Here is a 17,341-nt window from a genome sequence, read left to right as displayed (position 1 = left end):
GGATAGAGCGTATTATATATACGGATAACTTACAATTGTACAGGCTGAGTTAATTTCCGATCGGTTTCAGGTAACTGATGCCGATGATCCACGCGCGGTTATTATTGCGTGTGTCATCGTTTAGTTTCTTTTGCAGATCGAGTAATCCCATTTCATAACGGAAATCAAGCGACACACTTCCATTCCTGAGTATATATTCGATGCGGCCGCCTGCGTTGGGCCCTATATCAAATCGTGAAGCTTCACTTTTTTCAAAATCAAAATCTTCACTGGCCTGATCAAAACCTTCCATTTTGTATTTGCCGCTGATCCAGTACGCTGTATATATACCGACTGTGAGGTGAGCTTTAAAATTATCGAGTGCCGGAATAATAAAACCATAATCCAGCATGATGGGCACTTCAAGGTAGTTGGCTTCAAGCTGGTCGGTTATACCATCGCATACTTTATGGTAATATCCTTTCTGGGTATACTGCAGCTCTAACTGTAAACCGATGTTACTGTTTACCTGTTTAAAGGCAATGGCTCCAAAGGTAAATCCCATGTTGGATACTTCCTTCCACGGAGTTTTTGTTTTGTAGTTGGAGAATGTGGTGCCGGCTTTCGCGCCGATAGACCACAGCTGAGCCTGCGCAACAATGGGTATGGAAATAAAAAGACAGAGTATAAGTTTTTTCATAGACAGAATATAGCGTACCAAAAATGATTAAAGCCTGCGGTATACATAGAATGTATGTATACTATATATCCAGTATCAATAAGGTTCCAGAATAAACTCTATGGTAGAGGGGCCGTCTTTTATACCCGTGTCGCGATTGATAATGAGAATCATTTTGCGGGGTGTAAGACTTTCAATTACCCATTGTTCTTTGGGGGCATCGGCCGGCAACAACTGCAGAATGGTGTTGTTGTTTTTGACAGACCAGTTGCCTGAATCTGTTTTACCGCTGACCTGTATCCGATTGAAAGTGGATGTGGTGTCGGTGGTTGGGGAGGGTTCTGCCAGAGTCAACCTGTACTGACTCAGATCGCTGGTGTTGTCCTTCACACCATCAATATATACCTCTGTAAGTTTCCAACCACCGGCCACAATGCACATCCTCGATGGGCAGTCCGGAATACTTTCCGAACAGGACGCCGAACAAACTGTTGCTAAAGCCAACGCAACAACTATAATATTTTTTTTCATACTGAGTAGAGTATTCCTGAACTATGCAATGCTATATACAACTGACTGAATCATGGTAACGGTACGGCTATCGGTTCTATAATCATAACTGATACACTGGCCTGCAGCTATAGTAGTATATGAGTTTGCATAAGTCAAGAATAGAGAGGGTCTTTCAGTACGCATAACTTTCTTAAGTGAGGCGAAGGTAGTGTATGGGATCTATTGAGTGCATCACACGAAAATGTGAGCGAATAGGTTACATAGAAAAGATATTTATATACACTGATTTACGGCCAGTTTAGGAAGTTAAACAAGCTTTTCATTGATAGCTTTGGACACGGCTTCCGTCTGACTGCGCACTTGTAATTTCTCGTAAATATGTTTGATGTGTGTGCGCACAGTATCGATACTGATACCGAAATGTGCTGCGATGAGTTTATAGCTGTTGCCTTTGGAAAGGCTGGCGAGAATTTCTTTTTCGCGCGCGGTGAGTTGGTATTTATTGGCTTGGTCTGCGGGCAGTTGTTGCAACTGTGCTACGACCAAACGCGCTATGCCGGGACTCATCGGTGCACCACCATTCATCACTTCGTGTATCGACTCTATTAACTTTTCAGGTAAATATTTTTTTAACAAATAACCGGAAGCCCCGGCACAGATGGCATCCAGCACGTGCTTGTTATCATCAAACACGGTAAGCATCAGTATATAGATAGATGAGTTGAATGACCGCACTTTTTTCACGGCTTCTATGCCGTTCATACCCGGTAAATCAATATCCATCAGGATAACTTCGGGTTGCAGATTTTTTACCTGTTCTTCTACATGCAATACTTCACCGAAACTGCCGGTAAGTACAAAATCAGTTGAAAGCGATATCAGCGCGCTGACACTTTCGCGCAATTGCTGATTATCTTCATATAAGAGTAGCCGGATTGACACAGTCTGCAATATAAGTGAAGTGATTATTTCTACGGATACCCTGATTATGTGAGTGGAATACGAACGATGATACTGGTACCTTCTGCGGGCACGGATTCAATCTGCAAAACAGCATGAATCGACTCGGCCCGGTAACGCATATTTTTTAAACCATTCCCGTTGGAAACCAGCGTACTATCGAAGCCAATACCATCATCGCTGATGCGCAGGCGTATACCCCGGGCGAAACGTGTAAGGTGCACCACCAATCTTTTACAACGGCTATACTTGGCAGCGTTGTTTATGGCTTCTTTAAAGATGAGGTAAAAATCCTTGCGTACATGCAGGTCCATGCGGGCTGTGCTAAAGTCACCATCTTCAATAAACTCATAATATATATCCTGCGGCTCCAGAATCTCCGCGGTGAATTCTTTCATACGGATAATTACTTTTTCGAGCGAATCATTCTCCGGGTTGATGGCCCACACGATGTCACTCATACTTTCCTGCATGAGAGCAGCGTTCTGGCGAATGGATTTCAGGTACGTCTGCGATGCTTCTGTTTCGCGTTTCTCCAGTGCGATGTTGCTCATGATCTTGATACTCGACAGTGTAGAGCCCATATCATCATGCAGGTCGCGGGCAACTTTACTGCGGATCTGTTCCTCCACAAAGTAACGGCTTATCTTGGCGCTGCAGATCGCGGCAATTTCTTTCATCATGTGCAGGTGCCACGAGTTAAAGTATCGTTTACGACTGTTCTCTGAATCAATCACACCAAATACTTTTCCTTCTACAATAATAGGTACGGTTAATTCAGATAGTCGTGTCTTATCATCTACAATATAGCGCCTGTCTTTGGAGGTGTTTGCTATAATTTCAGATTTACCGGTTTTGGCAACGGTGCCTACTATACCTTTACCGATGGGAATCTCGATCGGGTTTACGATCTGGTACGGCTCGTGACTCTTCGGGCCTGCCGCTGCTTTTTGTACTAATATATCATGTTCGGGTATAACCAGGTATACTACACAATCTTCAAACTTGAGCAACTCAACACAATTAATGGCGATGGTCCAGAATACATCCTTCACTGTATTTTTGTTGTAGAGTGAAGTGGCAAACTGATTTAGGATTTTTTGTGCTATAAATGTTCGTTGTAATGAGACAATGCCGGAATATAGCGCATACCCCGCTATACCGATGAGTATACCAATAAACCAAAACTGTTTCCAGAACGGAGGCGTAATGGTAAATTCAATGGAAGCAATGTTGGATGATTCCTGTCCGGTGGGATCTATAGCTTTAACCTGAAAAGTATAGTGTCCATCGCGCAGGTTTATATAGTGCGCATTGTGTTTGTTGCCGGCATCGATCCAGTCATCATCAAAGCCATCAAGCTTGTAAAAATATTTTACCTGTGCAGGAAACGTAAAGGTTAGTGCCGCAAACTCTACCAGTAATTCATTTTGCTTGTAGGAGAACACAGGATCTTTATCGCTGGTAACAACGCTGTCGCTTACCGAGGCGTGCGTAATAACCACCGGAAATTTTTCGGTGTGATGCGCCAGACTATCCGGATGAAATTTGATAAAGCCATTGCCGGCACCGGTAAGAAGTTCTCCTTTACTATTCCGCGAAATGGCATTGCTCAGGTTTGTGAATGGAAGTCCGGCCGCTTTGTCATAGTGACGTATAATTTTCCCTTGTGTATCTATACAGGTGAGTCCTTTAAATGATGCGAGCCACAGGTGGCCATGTTCGTCTACCTCGATCGCATGAATCGTACTTTCAGGAAGACCGTTCTCGATGGAAAAGGTAGTAAAGTTTTTACCGGGTGGTGCCTTGTACGAAAATTTACTGATGCCGCCTGATGTAGTGGCAATCCATATGTTTCCATCCTTGTCTTGTGCCAGATCGTTTACCAGTGCCGAGTGCAGGCGATTCGGATTGTTAGGATCTACTCCGCTATAATGAAATTTTTTAGATAGCAGGTCATATTGAAATATACCGTAGCTATAGTCGCCAATCCATACTTTATGATGTGCTGCATCGGAGAGCAGTGATGTAGGTCGTGATGCAAAGAGTCCGTCTTCGCGTTCCGTAAAGAGCTTCCACTCCTGCGTTTGCGGGTTGTAATGAAATATACCATAGTGCAGCGATGCAAACCAGAAGTTACCTTCTGCATCTTCAATCATATCGTTGAAGAGATAGTCGTCTTCTTTAGCCGGATGCGGAAAAACAGAAAAACGTAGGTGAGTAGAATCTGAAACAAATATATACCGGCTTGTTAATACCCAGAGCCTGTGGTTGGAATCTTCAAAGGTATAGGAACATTTCAGAAGTGGTTTACCTCCGATGGATGCGATCTCCTGTATCGTGCCATTCCGTTTGTTAATAACCATGAGCCGATCGCGGGTATAGGAGCTGACATAATATTTATTGTCTGCAGCGTGATCGAGTACGTGGTAACAATTTCCGGCTGGCAAAGCGCTTGTATTGGTAAATACCGGGGTAAATGGAAAGAGATTGGTGTGCTGATCGTAAATGCGTATACCCCGCGAAGTGCCGATCCAGATGATGCCATTGTGCTGGTATACACAGGTGGCTTTCTCGTGATGTATACTAAACGGATTGACGTCATCCACCATGAGTGGAGATGCTTCTTCGGTTTGTGGATTCACCGTCCATACACCCTTTAGCGTTGGTACAATGAGCGGTTCTGATTGTGCTTTGATCAATGACGAAGATTTGCCCGGTATAATTTCTTTCAGCTCGCTGCTGTCTGTTCTGAAAACATATAACCTTTCCTGCCCGAAGAAAACCTTGTGATTATTTTCGGCTGAACGAATGTAAACGAAGTCTGAAGTATAGTCGCCACCGTAGTACAGGAAGGTGTGCGTTCGCGTATTAAAACTGAATAGCCCTGCTGTTGTGCCCAGCCAGAGTTCATCCATCGACTTACGGGTAATTTTCTGTATAGCGGTGTAGGCACTGGCTGGTCGCCACGGTAAGGCTGTATGCACAAACTTACGCCACGGAAAATGTGTGAATGTATTGGATATAAGATCGTAGTAGCAGAGGTCGCGAGCATCCGGAGCGATCCAGATACGATCGTATGCATCGGCATATATATCCCAGACGAGCGCGTTGCTTAACCTGTTTTTTTTCGGCTGCTGACTGTCAACACTCGCGGTGAAAGTATATAAGCTGTCTTTTTCGGTGTTCAATACGTTGAGACCATTCCAGGTGGCGACCCACAGCCGTCCTTTACGATCTTGTTCGATGTCGTTGACGTGCTCGTGCGAAATTTTAAAAGGTGTGTTGCCCGGCCGGTAAATTCTGAACTGAAAGCCATCGTAACGATTTAATCCGTTAGCCGTTCCGATCCACATAAACCCGGACCGGTCTTTTAAGAAACAAGTAACGCGGTTGTCAGACAATCCATTCTGCTCTGTGATCGTTTCAAAATGGTAGTACTGACCTTTCGCCAGTGAAGCGAAGAGAAAAAGAAATATAAAAGTCGCGTAGGGTCTCACAACTCGATAAGTTAGTAATTTTTAGAACGATCAAATACGATACATGGCAAAGTAAGGTTTGAATGAACGGCAATTTCGCTTTTTGAACAACGTAATTCATACCTCACTTTCAGGGTTTTTATTTAGTTTTGCGGGAATCAGAGCATGGCACAGAACACATATAAGTCAAATACATTTAAGAAGCCTGAGAAGGAGAAGAAGGGGAAGGCCTCTAAATCAAAATTTGATCTTTCATTTTTAAAAGATCCGCGCTTCAAACTTGCATCGGGATTCTTTTTGATGATTGCCGGTGTGTATTTATTCCTCGCGTTATTCTCTTTCCTGTTTACGTGGAAATCGGATTTTGATATTGTACATCCGCAGGAGAGTGAATCCATAATTGAATCAGGCAAAGAGATCCGGAACTGGCTCGGCTACTACGGTGCTGTTATCTCCGATTACTTTATCAACCGCTGGTTTGGTATCTCTGCGTTCTTTATTCCACCGTTTCTGTTTATTGTTGGCTTCAAGATCGTATTCAATAAAGAGCTGCTTCGTATTTTCTCGTACTCAGTGTTCTCCATTTTTGCCGGTGCTTGGCTTTGCCTGTTGCTCGGCTATATGATCTTCATCAACGAAGGGGTAAGTGAATGGAGCTTTTTAGGTGGCGGCTTCGGACTTCAGCTTGCTGAGTTAAGTGAAAGTATGTTTGGCTGGGGCACGTTCCTCATTCTTATACTATCGCTTTTTGTTTTCATTATCTTCTATTTCAATGTAACGGCTATACCATTGTTCCTTCCGAAAGATCCGAAGCCGATGGGCAACGATGCTATTCTGGATGATGACGCTTTGGCGGCTGCAGTAGCGGGAGAGCCTTCTTTCAAAGAGTATACTGATGAAAAGGATAACTGGCCTGAGCAGAAGAAGGAAGAGAAAATTGCAGAGCCTGTTGTACTGGTAAAAGGTCCGGTGGAACCTGTGAAGCCGGTGAAAGAAGTGAAGCTCGAAGTAGAAATTACGGAACCAGTAAAAGAAGAAAAACAGGAACCGGAGTTTACAGTAGAGGAGACGTTGGATACGGATGAACTTGCTGAAAAGCTTGTAGCCGAACAAGGTGTTTACGACCCGACTCTCGACCTGAGTAATTTTAAATTCCCGACTCTCGATCTGCTTAACGAGTATGATATGGGCAAGGCCGGTGTAAGCCAGGAAGAGCTCAATCAGAATAAAGATAAGATCGTTGCTACGCTGGTAAACTTTAAGATTGGTATCCAGAGTATAAAAGCTACGATCGGTCCTACCGTTACACTCTATGAGATTGTACCGGATGCCGGTATAAAAATATCACGGATCAAAAACCTGGAAGATGATATCGCGCTGAGCCTGGCTGCTTTGGGTATTCGTATCATCGCGCCTATACCGGGTAAAGGAACTATTGGTATAGAAGTGCCGAACAAAAACCGCGAGATGGTAAGTATTCGCTCGGTGTTTGCTTCGCAGGCATTTTCTAAAACTGATAAAGAACTTCCGGTGGCTATGGGTAAGACTATATCCAACGAAGTGTTGGTGATGGATCTTGCCAAGATGCCGCACTTGCTGGTGGCAGGAGCAACTGGTCAGGGTAAATCTGTAGGGTTGAATGTGATACTTGCTTCTCTATTATATAAGCGTCACCCGTCACAGCTCAAGTTTGTGCTGGTCGATCCGAAGAAAGTGGAGATGTCGCTCTTCAGTAAAATTGAACGACATTATCTCGCCAAACTTCCCAACAGCGAAGAGGCAATCATTACCGATACAAAGAAAGTCGTGCATACCCTAAACTCGCTTTGTATAGAAATGGAGAACCGCTACGAAATTCTGAAAGATGCCGGAGCGCGAAACCTGAAAGAATACAACGCGAAGTTCATAGCCCGCAAACTCAACCCGAAAGAAGGTCACCGTTTCCTGCCGTATATAGTGTTGGTAATTGATGAGTTGGCCGACTTGATGATGACAGCTGGTAAAGAAGTTGAAACACCGATTGCCCGTCTCGCGCAGCTTGCCCGTGCTATTGGTATTCACCTTGTGGTAGCTACGCAGCGTCCTTCGGTAAACGTTATTACGGGTGTGATCAAAGCGAACTTCCCAGCACGTTTGTCGTTCCGCGTTACTTCGAAAGTTGACTCACGCACAATTCTGGATGCAGGTGGTGCAGATCAACTGGTGGGTCAGGGTGATATGTTGTTGTCATCGGGCTCCGATGTAATTCGTATTCAGTGTCCTTTTGTCGATACACCGGAAATTGAACGTGTTGTTGAATTTATCGGATCACAACGTGGTTATGATTCTGCCTATATGCTTCCGGAGTATGAAGGCGATGATGAAGGTGGCGTTGCTGATGTGGATCTTTCAGATCGCGATGCTCTCTTTGAAGATGCTGCCCGTCTGATTGTTATGCACCAGCAAGGGAGTACATCACTCATCCAGCGAAAGCTGAAGCTCGGGTATAACCGTGCCGGACGCCTGATCGATCAACTCGAAGCTGCCGGTATCGTGGGGGCGTTCGAAGGAAGCAAGGCGCGTGAAGTTTTAATAAAGGATGAGCTTAGTTTGGAACAATTATTGACCGCATTGAAAGAAAGACACAATCAATTTTAACTTTGCGGACATTTTTAAGTTATTAAGGAATGAAAAACTCGATTTTAGCCCTCTGCGCGATGATTTTAGTGATCACAGCATCTGCGCAATACGATCCTAAGGCCCTTCAGTCTCTGGATGCCATGAGTAAAAAGTACAAGGCAATACCTGCATTTGAAGCCAACATATCGTACGTGCTGACCAATGATGTTGAAAAAGTGAATGAGGAATTTAAAGGAAAGATCACGGTGAAAGGCGACAAATTCCGCCTGGCTCTTCCGGAGCAGGAGGTAATAAACAACGGCTCTACCGTTTGGACCTATTTACCGGAAGCGAAAGAAGTAAACATCGACAACTACGATCCTAACTCCGAAGATGTTAACCCTTCCAAGATCTACGACATCTATAAAAAAGGATTTAAGTATCTATACCTGCAGGATAAAACAGAAGGTGGCGTATTGTGCGAAGAGATAGACCTGGTACCTGAGAAAAAAGATGCTCAGTTCTTCAAGATCAAAATGTTCATCAGCAAAAAAGATAAAAGCATTCAGAGCTGGGTAATGTTTGATAAAGGTGGCAACCGTTATAAATATACCATCAGCAAATTCAACCCGAACATTAAAGTGGAAGACAGTTTCTTCGCGTTCGACCTGAAGAAATACCCGGGTGTTGAAGTAGTTGATCTGCGATAATGATCAAAGCAAAAATGAAATTAAAAGAGAAGCAGCCTCGCAAGGGTTGCTTCTTTTGTATGCAGGCTTTTTTACATTTGCCTCTGCTTTAAAAAGACCACGCTTAACAAAAGCTCCATGAATCGATCACAGCTCTTTGAACAAATCAAAAAGAAGAAATCATACCTCTGCGTAGGGCTCGACACTGACTTGCAGAAAATACCCAAACACCTGCTGTCCTCGGCTGATCCGATTTTCGAGTTCAACAAACAGATCATTGATGCGACCCATGAATACACCGTTGCCTACAAACCAAATATAGCGTTCTACGAAGCACTAGGCCCCAAAGGATGGGAGAGTCTGCAACGCACCCTGGAATATATACCGAAAGATATTTTTACCATAGCCGATGCCAAACGCGGAGATATAGGCAATACATCATCGCTCTATGCGCGAGCGTTTTTTGAACAGATGAACTTTGATTCCATCACGGTTGCCCCCTACATGGGCGAAGATTCCGTGAAGCCATTTCTTGAATTCAAAAACAAGTGGGTAATTCTGCTGGCGCATACATCAAACCCAGGCGCAAGTGATTTTCAATTACTCGAATCCAATGGCCGAAAGCTATACGAAGAAGTGATACGCAAATCACAGGAGTGGTCTACACCCGATCAACTCATGTATGTAGTTGGCGCTACCCAAGCCGACAAGATGCAAAGTATACGTGCATTGGCACCAGATCATTTCTTTCTCGTACCCGGTATAGGAGCACAGGGAGGCGACCTTGAAATGGTATCCAAATACGGCATGAACAAACAATGCGGCCTCTTAGTAAACTCAGCACGCGCGATCATCTATGCGTCATCTGAAACTGACTTTAACAAACGAGCGGGCGAAGAAGCGAAGAAAGTACAACAAGAAATGGAAGAACAACTGCTAGCTGCCAGCCTCTAGCTGCTAGTAGTTTGTGTCAGGTTAAACGTCTTTCTTCTTGTAGACAAAATCATTGCTATAGTATAGTAAAGTAAAAGTTAATTTTGTTCAAATCGCTGTTTTAGAGTGATTCGATGCCTCACAAGTATCAGTCTGGCATCCAGCAGCTATCGCGGTTGATTTACTTCAAATCATTGTGCTTAAAGCCGTTCGCCACCTCCCGACCGTCAGTATAGCAGCTTGTAGCTGGCAACTTTTTCCAATTGGGTGATTGACTGCACGCGTGCAAAATTGTAACTCGGCATCTGTTAGCTAAACTATATATACCCGATGTCTGAATCTTTTATTCACTACCTGTGGCAGTATCAATATTTTAATAAGCATGATTTGGTAACAAGCGATGGCGAACCGGTGAGTATATTTCATCCGGGCTATCGTAACACACATGCTGGTCCTGATTTTCTGGATGTGCGTGTACGCATTGGCGATATGGAGTGGATCGGTAGTGTCGAAATACATATTGATGCATCAGGATGGATTCATCACCGGCACGATCACGATGCCGCCTATGACAATGTTGTGCTGCATGTAGTATGGAACAATGATAAAGCCGTAACACGAACCGATGGTTCTGTTCTTCCGGCACTCGAACTCAAGCAACGCGTAGAGCCAGACTTGTTGCAGCGCTATAAAAAGCTGGCTGGCAATCCGGAAGAGATTCCCTGTACACCATCATTCCGAAACGTTACGCGGCTTACCGTTTTCTCAACCCTTGATCGTGCCTTGACGGAACGCCTCGAACGCAAATCGAAAAATGTATTCGATCTCTTAAAACGTAATCAGAACAATTGGGAAGAAACGTGCTATCAATTACTGGCGCGAAACTTTGGCTTTAAAGTAAATGCAGATCCGTTTCTGCAGCTAGCACAGTCGTTGCCCTACAAATTTATACTCAGGCACCTGGACAAACCAGCATCGGTGGAGGCACTGGTATTTGGACAATCCGGATTTTTAGAAGAGAATGATACTACCGATGACTATATCCGCATACTGCGAAGGGAGCATGCTTTGTTGAGTCATAAATATTCATTGCATGAGTGTCAGCTAAACCGGGCACAATGGAAATTTCTTCGGTTGCGTCCTGCCAATTTTCCTACCATTCGTCTGGCGCAATTCGCGAGTCTTTTACAAAAGCAGAAAAATATAGTAAGTAAAATACTGGAAACTGAAACGTACGAAGACCTGAGAATACTCTTTACAGTTCGTCAATCAGATTACTGGCAGAATCATTATCAGGCTGGTAAAATTTCGCGTGATGAAATTGCTACACTTGGCGACATGAGCATCGATAACATCATCGTAAATACAATAGTGCCGATGCTGGCTGCATACGGAAAGCTGAAAGACGATGGCGCATACCTGGAGCGGGCCGTAACTATATTACAACATGTACCGGCAGAGTGGAACTTCATTACCAGGCGATGGGCAACTGTAGGTATAAAGCCGGTCTCTGCATTTGATTCGCAAGCGTTAATTGAACTCTATACCAATTTTTGTTCTAAGCACAGATGTTTAGATTGCAACATCGGAGCATCTTTGCTTAAACCGGTCTGTAAATGACGATCATCGCTGTTGCCAATGGTATAGTGTTATTCTCCATCGCGTATCTGTTATGGAAACGTGAAGATGCTTTTCTGAAGAAAGTATATTGGCCTGCACTTGGCTTCAAGCTGCTCTGCGGTATAGGGCTGGGATTGTTATACCGATATTACTATACAGTAGGCGATACCTACGGCTATTATAATGATGGCGTGCGACTTGCCAAACTGGCGCATTCGGATTTTTCCCTATACGTTGAATTTTTATGGGGAGGCTCCAAGAAGTATGCTATATGGCACGAGCTGGGCTTCCAGCGGCCGCGTGCTATGTTTATGAGTAAAATAGCAAGTGTACTGTGCCTGCTTACCTCAGGTAATTATTGGATAATGTCGCTTTACCTGTCGTTTATTTCTTTTGTAGCGAGCTGGTACCTGGTAAAACAAATTATCCGAATTAATGCTTCACTGTTGTTGCCTGCTGTTGCCGGCTTTCTGTTTTTGCCATCGGCAGTGTTCTGGTCATCAGGACTTATTAAGGAAAGTGTTGCTATGGCGGCACTATATTCTCTCATCACTATATTTTTAAAGCTATGGCTTCGGGAGCGAACGACTATATATCATGGCTTTTTGGTGCTGCTCACGTTGTGGATTTTGTGGAATCTGAAATATTACTACCTCGCTGTGTTGTTACCCATACTGGTCACGGCGTTGGTTATGAAATATTTGGTGCTGCCACGGCTGAAATATAGGCAGTGGTATATATTGTTACCCGTATGGGGAATTGTTTTTACCCTGCCGTTGTGGATGGCCAGCAAGGTACATCCTAACTTTTACCCGGAGCGTTTTATGAATGTAATTGTAGAAAACTATCGGCAATTTACGCTCGTCTCTTCTCCGGGAGATTTCATTGTATACCCGTCACTAAGGCCCGAAGCGGAAAGTATACTTTCGTATGCACCTAAAGCATTGTTCTCGGGTTTGTTCCGCCCCTTTGTCTGGGAAGCTCACACCGGGTTTCAGTTTCTGGTAGCAATGGAGAATCTTATGTTGATCGTGTTGCTGATAACCTCACTCGCCAGGCTGAAAGAACTTTTTGACTCCGGCCAGCGACTGCTATTCTTTTCCGCGACCGTGTATAGTATACTGTTGTGTATATTTCTGGCCTTGTCGACACCTAATTATGGAACGCTATCGCGTTACAAAACCGGGTTCGTGTCATTCGTCTTTGTCCTGGTGGCCTGCAACAATCCGTTGTTAAATCGCCTGAAACGTTTCGTGCAAAGTTGATAATTGTTTGTTCGGTAGATACCTGAAATTTATTTTTGCTACACTTTATAAAGTGTCTATGGAGAATCCAGTAATCATTTTCGGGGCGAACCATCTGGGGCGTGCAGCGAAAGAAGTATTTGAAGCAAATGGTAATGTGGTGTATTGTTTTCTCGATGATGACAAGAAGCTTCACAACACCGAAATTGATAACATAACCGTGATGGGAAGCACCGATGACGATGGTTTCCTGAAACTCATCGGTAAAAAATGTGAGGCCTTTGTAGCCGAAGATGATAACAAGGTACGCAAGAGTCTTGTTAAGATGCTTCAGGACGTACGCCACGTGCAGCCGGTAAACGGTATACATCCGTCAGCGATCATTGCATCGTCTTCGGATATGGGCCATGGTAACTTTATTGACCAGGGGGTAAAGATCGGGGCCGGAGCAAGTGTAGGCAATCACTGTCTGCTACAGGCAGGTGCCATCATTGGTGCCGAAGGTAAACTGGGCGACCTGGTGCAGATTGGTGCAGGCAGTGTTATTGGTGCCGGTGTTGAACTGGAAGACGAAGCGTTTGTTGGTTCAGGAGTAACCATCGTAGCAGGTATAACCATAGGTAAAGGTGCACGGGTGGGAGCAGGCTCGGTAGTAATTGCTCCTGTTAAAGCTGGAGAAACTGTGTTTGGCAATCCGGCTCAGAAAGTAAATAGTTAATCGGTATAAATATTTTTAACAACGGGTGAAAGTCACCGGCAATATGCCAAAGATCTCAGAAACTGATTTGATCCTGAATAAGGATGGTAGTGTCTATCATCTTAACTTATTACCCAAACATTTATCTGACATTATTATTACCGTTGGCGACCCCGGCAGGGTATATCGCGTAAGCGAGCACTTTGATGATATAGAATTTGAAATGAACAAGCGTGAATTTATCACGCACGTTGGCACCTATAAAGACAAACGCATTACCGTGATCAGTACCGGAATGGGTACTGATAATATAGAGATACTCTTAACCGAACTCGATGCCCTGGTTAACATCGATCTGAAAACAAGAGAAGTTAAAAGCAAGAGGAAAAAACTCAAGATCATTCGCATCGGAACTTCGGGGGCATTGCAAGACGATGTGCCGCTGGATTCTCACCTTGTAACCGATTATGCTGTAGGTCTTGATAACCTGATGACATTCTATAATCTCGAGATGAATGCGTTCGAACAGGAGATCGCTACTGATATTCTGCAGAAAACAAAATTACCATCGCAGCCTTATGTTATCCAGGGATCGGAAGCGTTGCGCGAGCAGTTTGGTGAGGGTATGATCGTTGGTAACACGGTAACAACGCCGGGCTTCTATGCGCCACAAGGTCGTACGTTACGAGCACCGATAAAGTATAAAACGCTGCTAGAAGATCTCAACTACTATCACAACAAGAACAGCGATTTCTGGCTAACGAATTTTGAAATGGAAACGGCTGGCTATTACGCGATGGGCCGTTTACTGGGCCACGAGGTGTTGAGTGTTAATGCGATTATCGCCAATCGTATTAAGAATAAATTCTCGAAAGATCCTAATAAAGTGATTGATGCGCTGATCAAGCGCGTGCTTGACCGGATTTAGAATTCACAAGAGTAAATATATACCAGCCACAATTGCAGTATACATGTGATAAGATTCTCTACAATCACCGGCTGCTATACTTTCCGGATTCCGTTAATCACTTATTTGTTAATCGTAAAAAGAATTGGCCTCTAACCCAGTGCTGCTTTCCTATACGATTAACAAATAACCGATAACGATTTCTTCGAATTACATAAAGGCTGTGCTGTCCATGCGCATAATCTGTCTGCCGGCTGTCAACGGATCATCGTTGTAGAAGCCCGACAGAATCCGGTGTGCGATCTGTTCAATGATCAGCTCATCGTCTGTTTTCCCTTCTTTTCCTCTCCAGAAGATGCGGTCCGGGTGGCGCTTCATATCTTCTACATAGTACTTGGCACGGGTATATTGTTCATCCGTGAAGGTAATTGTAAAGCAGGTTCTTACTTTATGTGTTTCCATAATAATGTGCGGAGGGCAATCGATATGCCAGTTAAATTCCTGTTAATTTTCAAAAAAAGACCGTTGGTCGGCACGGTCGCGCCCGCAGACGAGCGAAATTGTCCGCAGGTGGGACGAATCCCCGGTAAGGTAAAAATGGCATGAAGTGCAGGTGTTCGAAATAGAGAGCTGTCTGAAATTTGGGCGCATGGCACTTCTGAAAGGCCTTTCTTTAAAAGTTCCGTCATGTTGGCATATCCGGAGATTTCGCAGTGAAATTTGCGTTATAATCTCAGAAAACAGTGAAATCATCAGGACAAACCCTGATGTAAAGACTTAACTTCGCAGACAAGAATTATGAGAGATTGTACAATTTTTACGTTGACAAATGGCTTGAGAGTAGTGCACCAGCGAATCACAACTTCCGCGATCGTGCACTGCGGGTTGGTGTTGGATATTGGTAGCAGAGACGAGTCAATCTTGAACCAGGGCATAGCACACTTCTGGGAACACATGGCCTTTAAAGGTACCCGGAAAAGAAAGACACTCGATATTATAAACAGCCTCGACTCTGTAGGTGGCGAACTGAATGCCTATACCGATAAAGAAAAGATAGCCTTCTATGCTTCAGCACGCAAGGAATACTTTGAGCGAGCAGTAGACTTGTTGAGTGACATCACATTTCATTCGGTGTTTCCTGAAAAGGAATTGGAAAAGGAACGCGGTGTTATACTCGAAGAGATGGCCATGTACCTGGATAGTCCGGATGAATCGCTGCAGGACGAATTCGAATCGGTAGTTTATAAGAACCATCCGATGGGAATGAATATCCTCGGCCGCGCAGAGACCATCAATGCTTTTCAGAAGAAAGATTTTGTTTCCTTTTTTAAAGGACATATCAATACAAAAAAAGTAGTCTTCTCTTGTGTAGGAGATATAGCACTGGATGAAGTGGAGCGTCTTGCTAAAAAGTATCTTGAGAATTTCAAGACGCATCAACTCAACGGCAGACGCAAGAAGTTCTCATCTTACAAACCAGCGTACCAGGTATTGGAGCGCACTGTGAAGCAGGCGAAATGTGCTATTGGTGGTGAAGCCTACCCGGTTCACAATGGTAATCGCGTACCGCTATATCTGTTGGTAAATATACTGGGAGGTCCGGGTATGAACTCACGCCTCAACCTGTCACTTCGTGAAAAATATGGATTGGTATATTCGGTCGATGCACACTATATACCCTATTCCGATACGGGTATGTTTGCTGTATTCTTCGGAACAGAACCTAAGCAGTTGGACAAGTGTATAAACCTGGTAAAAAAAGAACTGCTGAAGTTCTGTGATAAACCTTTATCAAGACCACAACTCGCAGCTGCCAAAGAGCAGATTAAAGGACAACTCGCCATGTCTGAAGAGAATAATCTGAGTTTGATGCTGATGATGGCACGAAGCGTGCTGCTATATAACCGCGTACCTCGACTGGAAGAAATTTTCCATACGATAGATAATACCAATGCGCAGAAACTGCAGGATGTAGCACAGGATATATTTGATGAAAAGAAACTCAGCTTGCTGACGATGGTGCCGGAGAATGGGAAGCCGAAGGAGGCGCATTGAGAAGTCGGGAAGTCCGAAAATCCGAAAGTCGGGAAGACCGGAAGTTGAAATGTAGGGATACTGAAGATGAAGACTGAGATTGGAAAATAGAGTTGTAGATATAGGAAGACGGTTAAAGATATATAGTGTGTAACGCTAAATTTAGTGTGATCTTAAAATGATATTATTCACGAAAGAGATAGCATGTAATCCAAAGGGTGCTCGTTGAACGCATAAACTTTTTCAGACGTATTGCCTCTTAAAACTTTGAGACTTTCCTAACTTTCAGACTTTCTGTCTTCCGGATTTTCGGTCTTCCGTCTTCCGGACTTTTTTACTTTCCCACTTTAACAACGAACCGATGGATCTCATAAACGAGTCAATACAACACTACGCAGAGCAACATACTTCTTCAGAGGCTGATCTGCTCAAGAAGATAGAGCGCGATACACACGCCAAGGTAATGATGCCGCGGATGCTATCCGGACACTTGCAGGGCAGAGTGCTGTCGATGATAAGTCACATGATCCGGCCGCAGCGCATCCTGGAGATCGGAACCTATACCGGCTACTCGGCTGTTTGTCTGGCAGAGGGTTTGCAGGAAGGTGGTAAGTTGATTACGATTGATATCAATGAAGAACTCGAAGACCGCGTTCGCGATTACTTTGCAGCTTCTTCCTATAATAACAACATCGAGTATAAGATTGGTAACGCGGTGGAGGTAATACCAGCGCTGAACGAGACATTCGATCTTGTTTTTATCGATGCAGACAAGGAGCGCTATAGTGTTTATTTCGACCTGGTAATTGACAAAGTACGAAACGGAGGTTTTATACTCGCGGACAATGTTCTGTGGAGCGGCAAGGTGCTTGACGCGAAGCCGGACAAGGACACGCGGGCTATTCTGGAGTTCAATAAAAAAATTCAGGATGACCCACGGGTTGAAAATGTACTTCTGCCGATAAGAGATGGTATTATGTTGATGAGAAAAGTATCTTTGTAAAACTTT

14 protein-coding genes are annotated in these 17,341 nt (G+C 44.1%); 9 read left to right on the top strand and 5 right to left on the bottom strand.

What is annotated here, in order from left to right:
• Nucleotides 1-49: 49 nt before the first annotated feature.
• From ACFQ21_RS08175 to ACFQ21_RS08160, 4 genes are all read right to left on the bottom strand, one after another.
• Nucleotides 50-679 (bottom strand): porin family protein, encoded by a 630-nt coding sequence (locus ACFQ21_RS08175; RefSeq protein WP_377577435.1) that lies wholly within the window; start codon nt 677-679, stop codon nt 50-52.
• 75 nt (nt 680-754) lie between these two features.
• On the bottom strand, nt 755-1,099 hold the full coding sequence (locus ACFQ21_RS08170; RefSeq protein WP_377577432.1) for a lipocalin family protein: 345 nt from the start codon (nt 1,097-1,099) through the stop codon (nt 755-757).
• 378 nt (nt 1,100-1,477) lie between these two features.
• Nucleotides 1,478-2,113, bottom strand: coding sequence for a response regulator (locus tag ACFQ21_RS08165; protein ID WP_377577429.1), 636 nt, complete (start codon nt 2,111-2,113; stop codon nt 1,478-1,480).
• Between the two features lie 44 nt (nt 2,114-2,157).
• On the bottom strand, nt 2,158-5,631 hold the full coding sequence (locus tag ACFQ21_RS08160; RefSeq protein ID WP_377577427.1) for a two-component regulator propeller domain-containing protein: 3,474 nt from the start codon (nt 5,629-5,631) through the stop codon (nt 2,158-2,160).
• Between the two features lie 144 nt (nt 5,632-5,775).
• Between ACFQ21_RS08160 and ACFQ21_RS08155 the strand changes: the two genes are divergently transcribed.
• The 7 genes from ACFQ21_RS08155 to ACFQ21_RS08125 all read left to right on the top strand — a co-directional run bounded on the left by ACFQ21_RS08155 (nt 5,776) and on the right by ACFQ21_RS08125 (nt 14,319).
• Nucleotides 5,776-8,247, top strand: coding sequence for an FtsK/SpoIIIE family DNA translocase (locus tag ACFQ21_RS08155; protein WP_377577424.1), 2,472 nt, complete (start codon nt 5,776-5,778; stop codon nt 8,245-8,247).
• 29 nt (nt 8,248-8,276) lie between these two features.
• Entirely contained in the window at nt 8,277-8,918 is a 642-nt protein-coding gene (locus ACFQ21_RS08150; protein ID WP_377577422.1) for a LolA family protein, read from the top strand.
• A 117-nt stretch (nt 8,919-9,035) separates the two neighbouring features.
• Nucleotides 9,036-9,851, top strand: a complete 816-nt coding sequence (gene pyrF / locus ACFQ21_RS08145) for an orotidine-5'-phosphate decarboxylase (RefSeq protein ID WP_377577419.1) — start codon at nt 9,036-9,038, stop codon at nt 9,849-9,851.
• A gap of 309 nt (nt 9,852-10,160) precedes the next feature.
• Nucleotides 10,161-11,450 carry a DUF2851 family protein gene (locus ACFQ21_RS08140; RefSeq protein ID WP_377577416.1) on the top strand — a complete coding sequence of 430 codons (1,290 nt, stop codon included), beginning with the start codon at nt 10,161-10,163 and terminating at the stop codon, nt 11,448-11,450.
• Nucleotides 11,447-12,715, top strand: coding sequence for a hypothetical protein (locus ACFQ21_RS08135; RefSeq protein WP_377577413.1), 1,269 nt, complete (start codon nt 11,447-11,449; stop codon nt 12,713-12,715). The genes ACFQ21_RS08140 and ACFQ21_RS08135 overlap by 4 nt, the downstream gene beginning before the upstream one ends.
• Before the next feature lie 58 nt (nt 12,716-12,773).
• Nucleotides 12,774-13,412, top strand: coding sequence for a NeuD/PglB/VioB family sugar acetyltransferase (locus tag ACFQ21_RS08130; protein ID WP_377577410.1), 639 nt, complete (start codon nt 12,774-12,776; stop codon nt 13,410-13,412).
• A gap of 43 nt (nt 13,413-13,455) precedes the next feature.
• On the top strand, nt 13,456-14,319 hold the full coding sequence (locus tag ACFQ21_RS08125; protein WP_377577407.1) for a nucleoside phosphorylase: 864 nt from the start codon (nt 13,456-13,458) through the stop codon (nt 14,317-14,319).
• A 189-nt stretch (nt 14,320-14,508) separates the two neighbouring features.
• On the opposite strand, the gene ACFQ21_RS08120 is transcribed toward ACFQ21_RS08125, so the two are convergent.
• Nucleotides 14,509-14,760 (bottom strand): hypothetical protein, encoded by a 252-nt coding sequence (locus tag ACFQ21_RS08120; protein ID WP_377577405.1) that lies wholly within the window; start codon nt 14,758-14,760, stop codon nt 14,509-14,511.
• Between the two features lie 336 nt (nt 14,761-15,096).
• Between ACFQ21_RS08120 and ACFQ21_RS08115 the strand changes: the two genes are divergently transcribed.
• Together ACFQ21_RS08115 and ACFQ21_RS08110 are read left to right on the top strand one after the other, a co-directional pair.
• The gene (locus ACFQ21_RS08115) at nt 15,097-16,353 is read left to right on the top strand and encodes a M16 family metallopeptidase (protein ID WP_377577402.1); all 1,257 of its coding nucleotides are present in this window, start codon (nt 15,097-15,099) and stop codon (nt 16,351-16,353) included.
• Between the two features lie 340 nt (nt 16,354-16,693).
• Complete coding sequence (locus tag ACFQ21_RS08110) at nt 16,694-17,335, top strand: O-methyltransferase (protein ID WP_377577399.1); 642 nt, start codon at nt 16,694-16,696, stop codon at nt 17,333-17,335.
• The last annotated feature ends 6 nt before the right edge of the window (nt 17,336-17,341 follow it).

Source organism: Ohtaekwangia kribbensis (assembly GCF_042676245.1).
Taxonomy (GTDB): domain Bacteria; phylum Bacteroidota; class Bacteroidia; order Cytophagales; family Cyclobacteriaceae; genus Ohtaekwangia; species Ohtaekwangia kribbensis.
Note: the sequence above shows the minus strand (reverse complement) of the source record. Positions and strands in the feature narration are given on the sequence as shown.

Coding starts and splice junctions, on each gene's coding strand:
- ACFQ21_RS08110 (WP_377577399.1), top strand. CDS start 16,694: ATGGATCTCATAAACGAGTCAATACAACACTACGCAGAGCAACATACT.
- ACFQ21_RS08125 (WP_377577407.1), top strand. CDS start 13,456: ATGCCAAAGATCTCAGAAACTGATTTGATCCTGAATAAGGATGGTAGT.
- ACFQ21_RS08120 (WP_377577405.1), bottom strand. CDS start 14,760: ATGGAAACACATAAAGTAAGAACCTGCTTTACAATTACCTTCACGGAT.
- ACFQ21_RS08155 (WP_377577424.1), top strand. CDS start 5,776: ATGGCACAGAACACATATAAGTCAAATACATTTAAGAAGCCTGAGAAG.
- ACFQ21_RS08175 (WP_377577435.1), bottom strand. CDS start 679: ATGAAAAAACTTATACTCTGTCTTTTTATTTCCATACCCATTGTTGCG.
- ACFQ21_RS08140 (WP_377577416.1), top strand. CDS start 10,161: ATGTCTGAATCTTTTATTCACTACCTGTGGCAGTATCAATATTTTAAT.
- pyrF (WP_377577419.1), top strand. CDS start 9,036: ATGAATCGATCACAGCTCTTTGAACAAATCAAAAAGAAGAAATCATAC.
- ACFQ21_RS08135 (WP_377577413.1), top strand. CDS start 11,447: ATGACGATCATCGCTGTTGCCAATGGTATAGTGTTATTCTCCATCGCG.
- ACFQ21_RS08150 (WP_377577422.1), top strand. CDS start 8,277: ATGAAAAACTCGATTTTAGCCCTCTGCGCGATGATTTTAGTGATCACA.
- ACFQ21_RS08170 (WP_377577432.1), bottom strand. CDS start 1,099: ATGTGCATTGTGGCCGGTGGTTGGAAACTTACAGAGGTATATATTGAT.
- ACFQ21_RS08130 (WP_377577410.1), top strand. CDS start 12,774: ATGGAGAATCCAGTAATCATTTTCGGGGCGAACCATCTGGGGCGTGCA.
- ACFQ21_RS08115 (WP_377577402.1), top strand. CDS start 15,097: ATGAGAGATTGTACAATTTTTACGTTGACAAATGGCTTGAGAGTAGTG.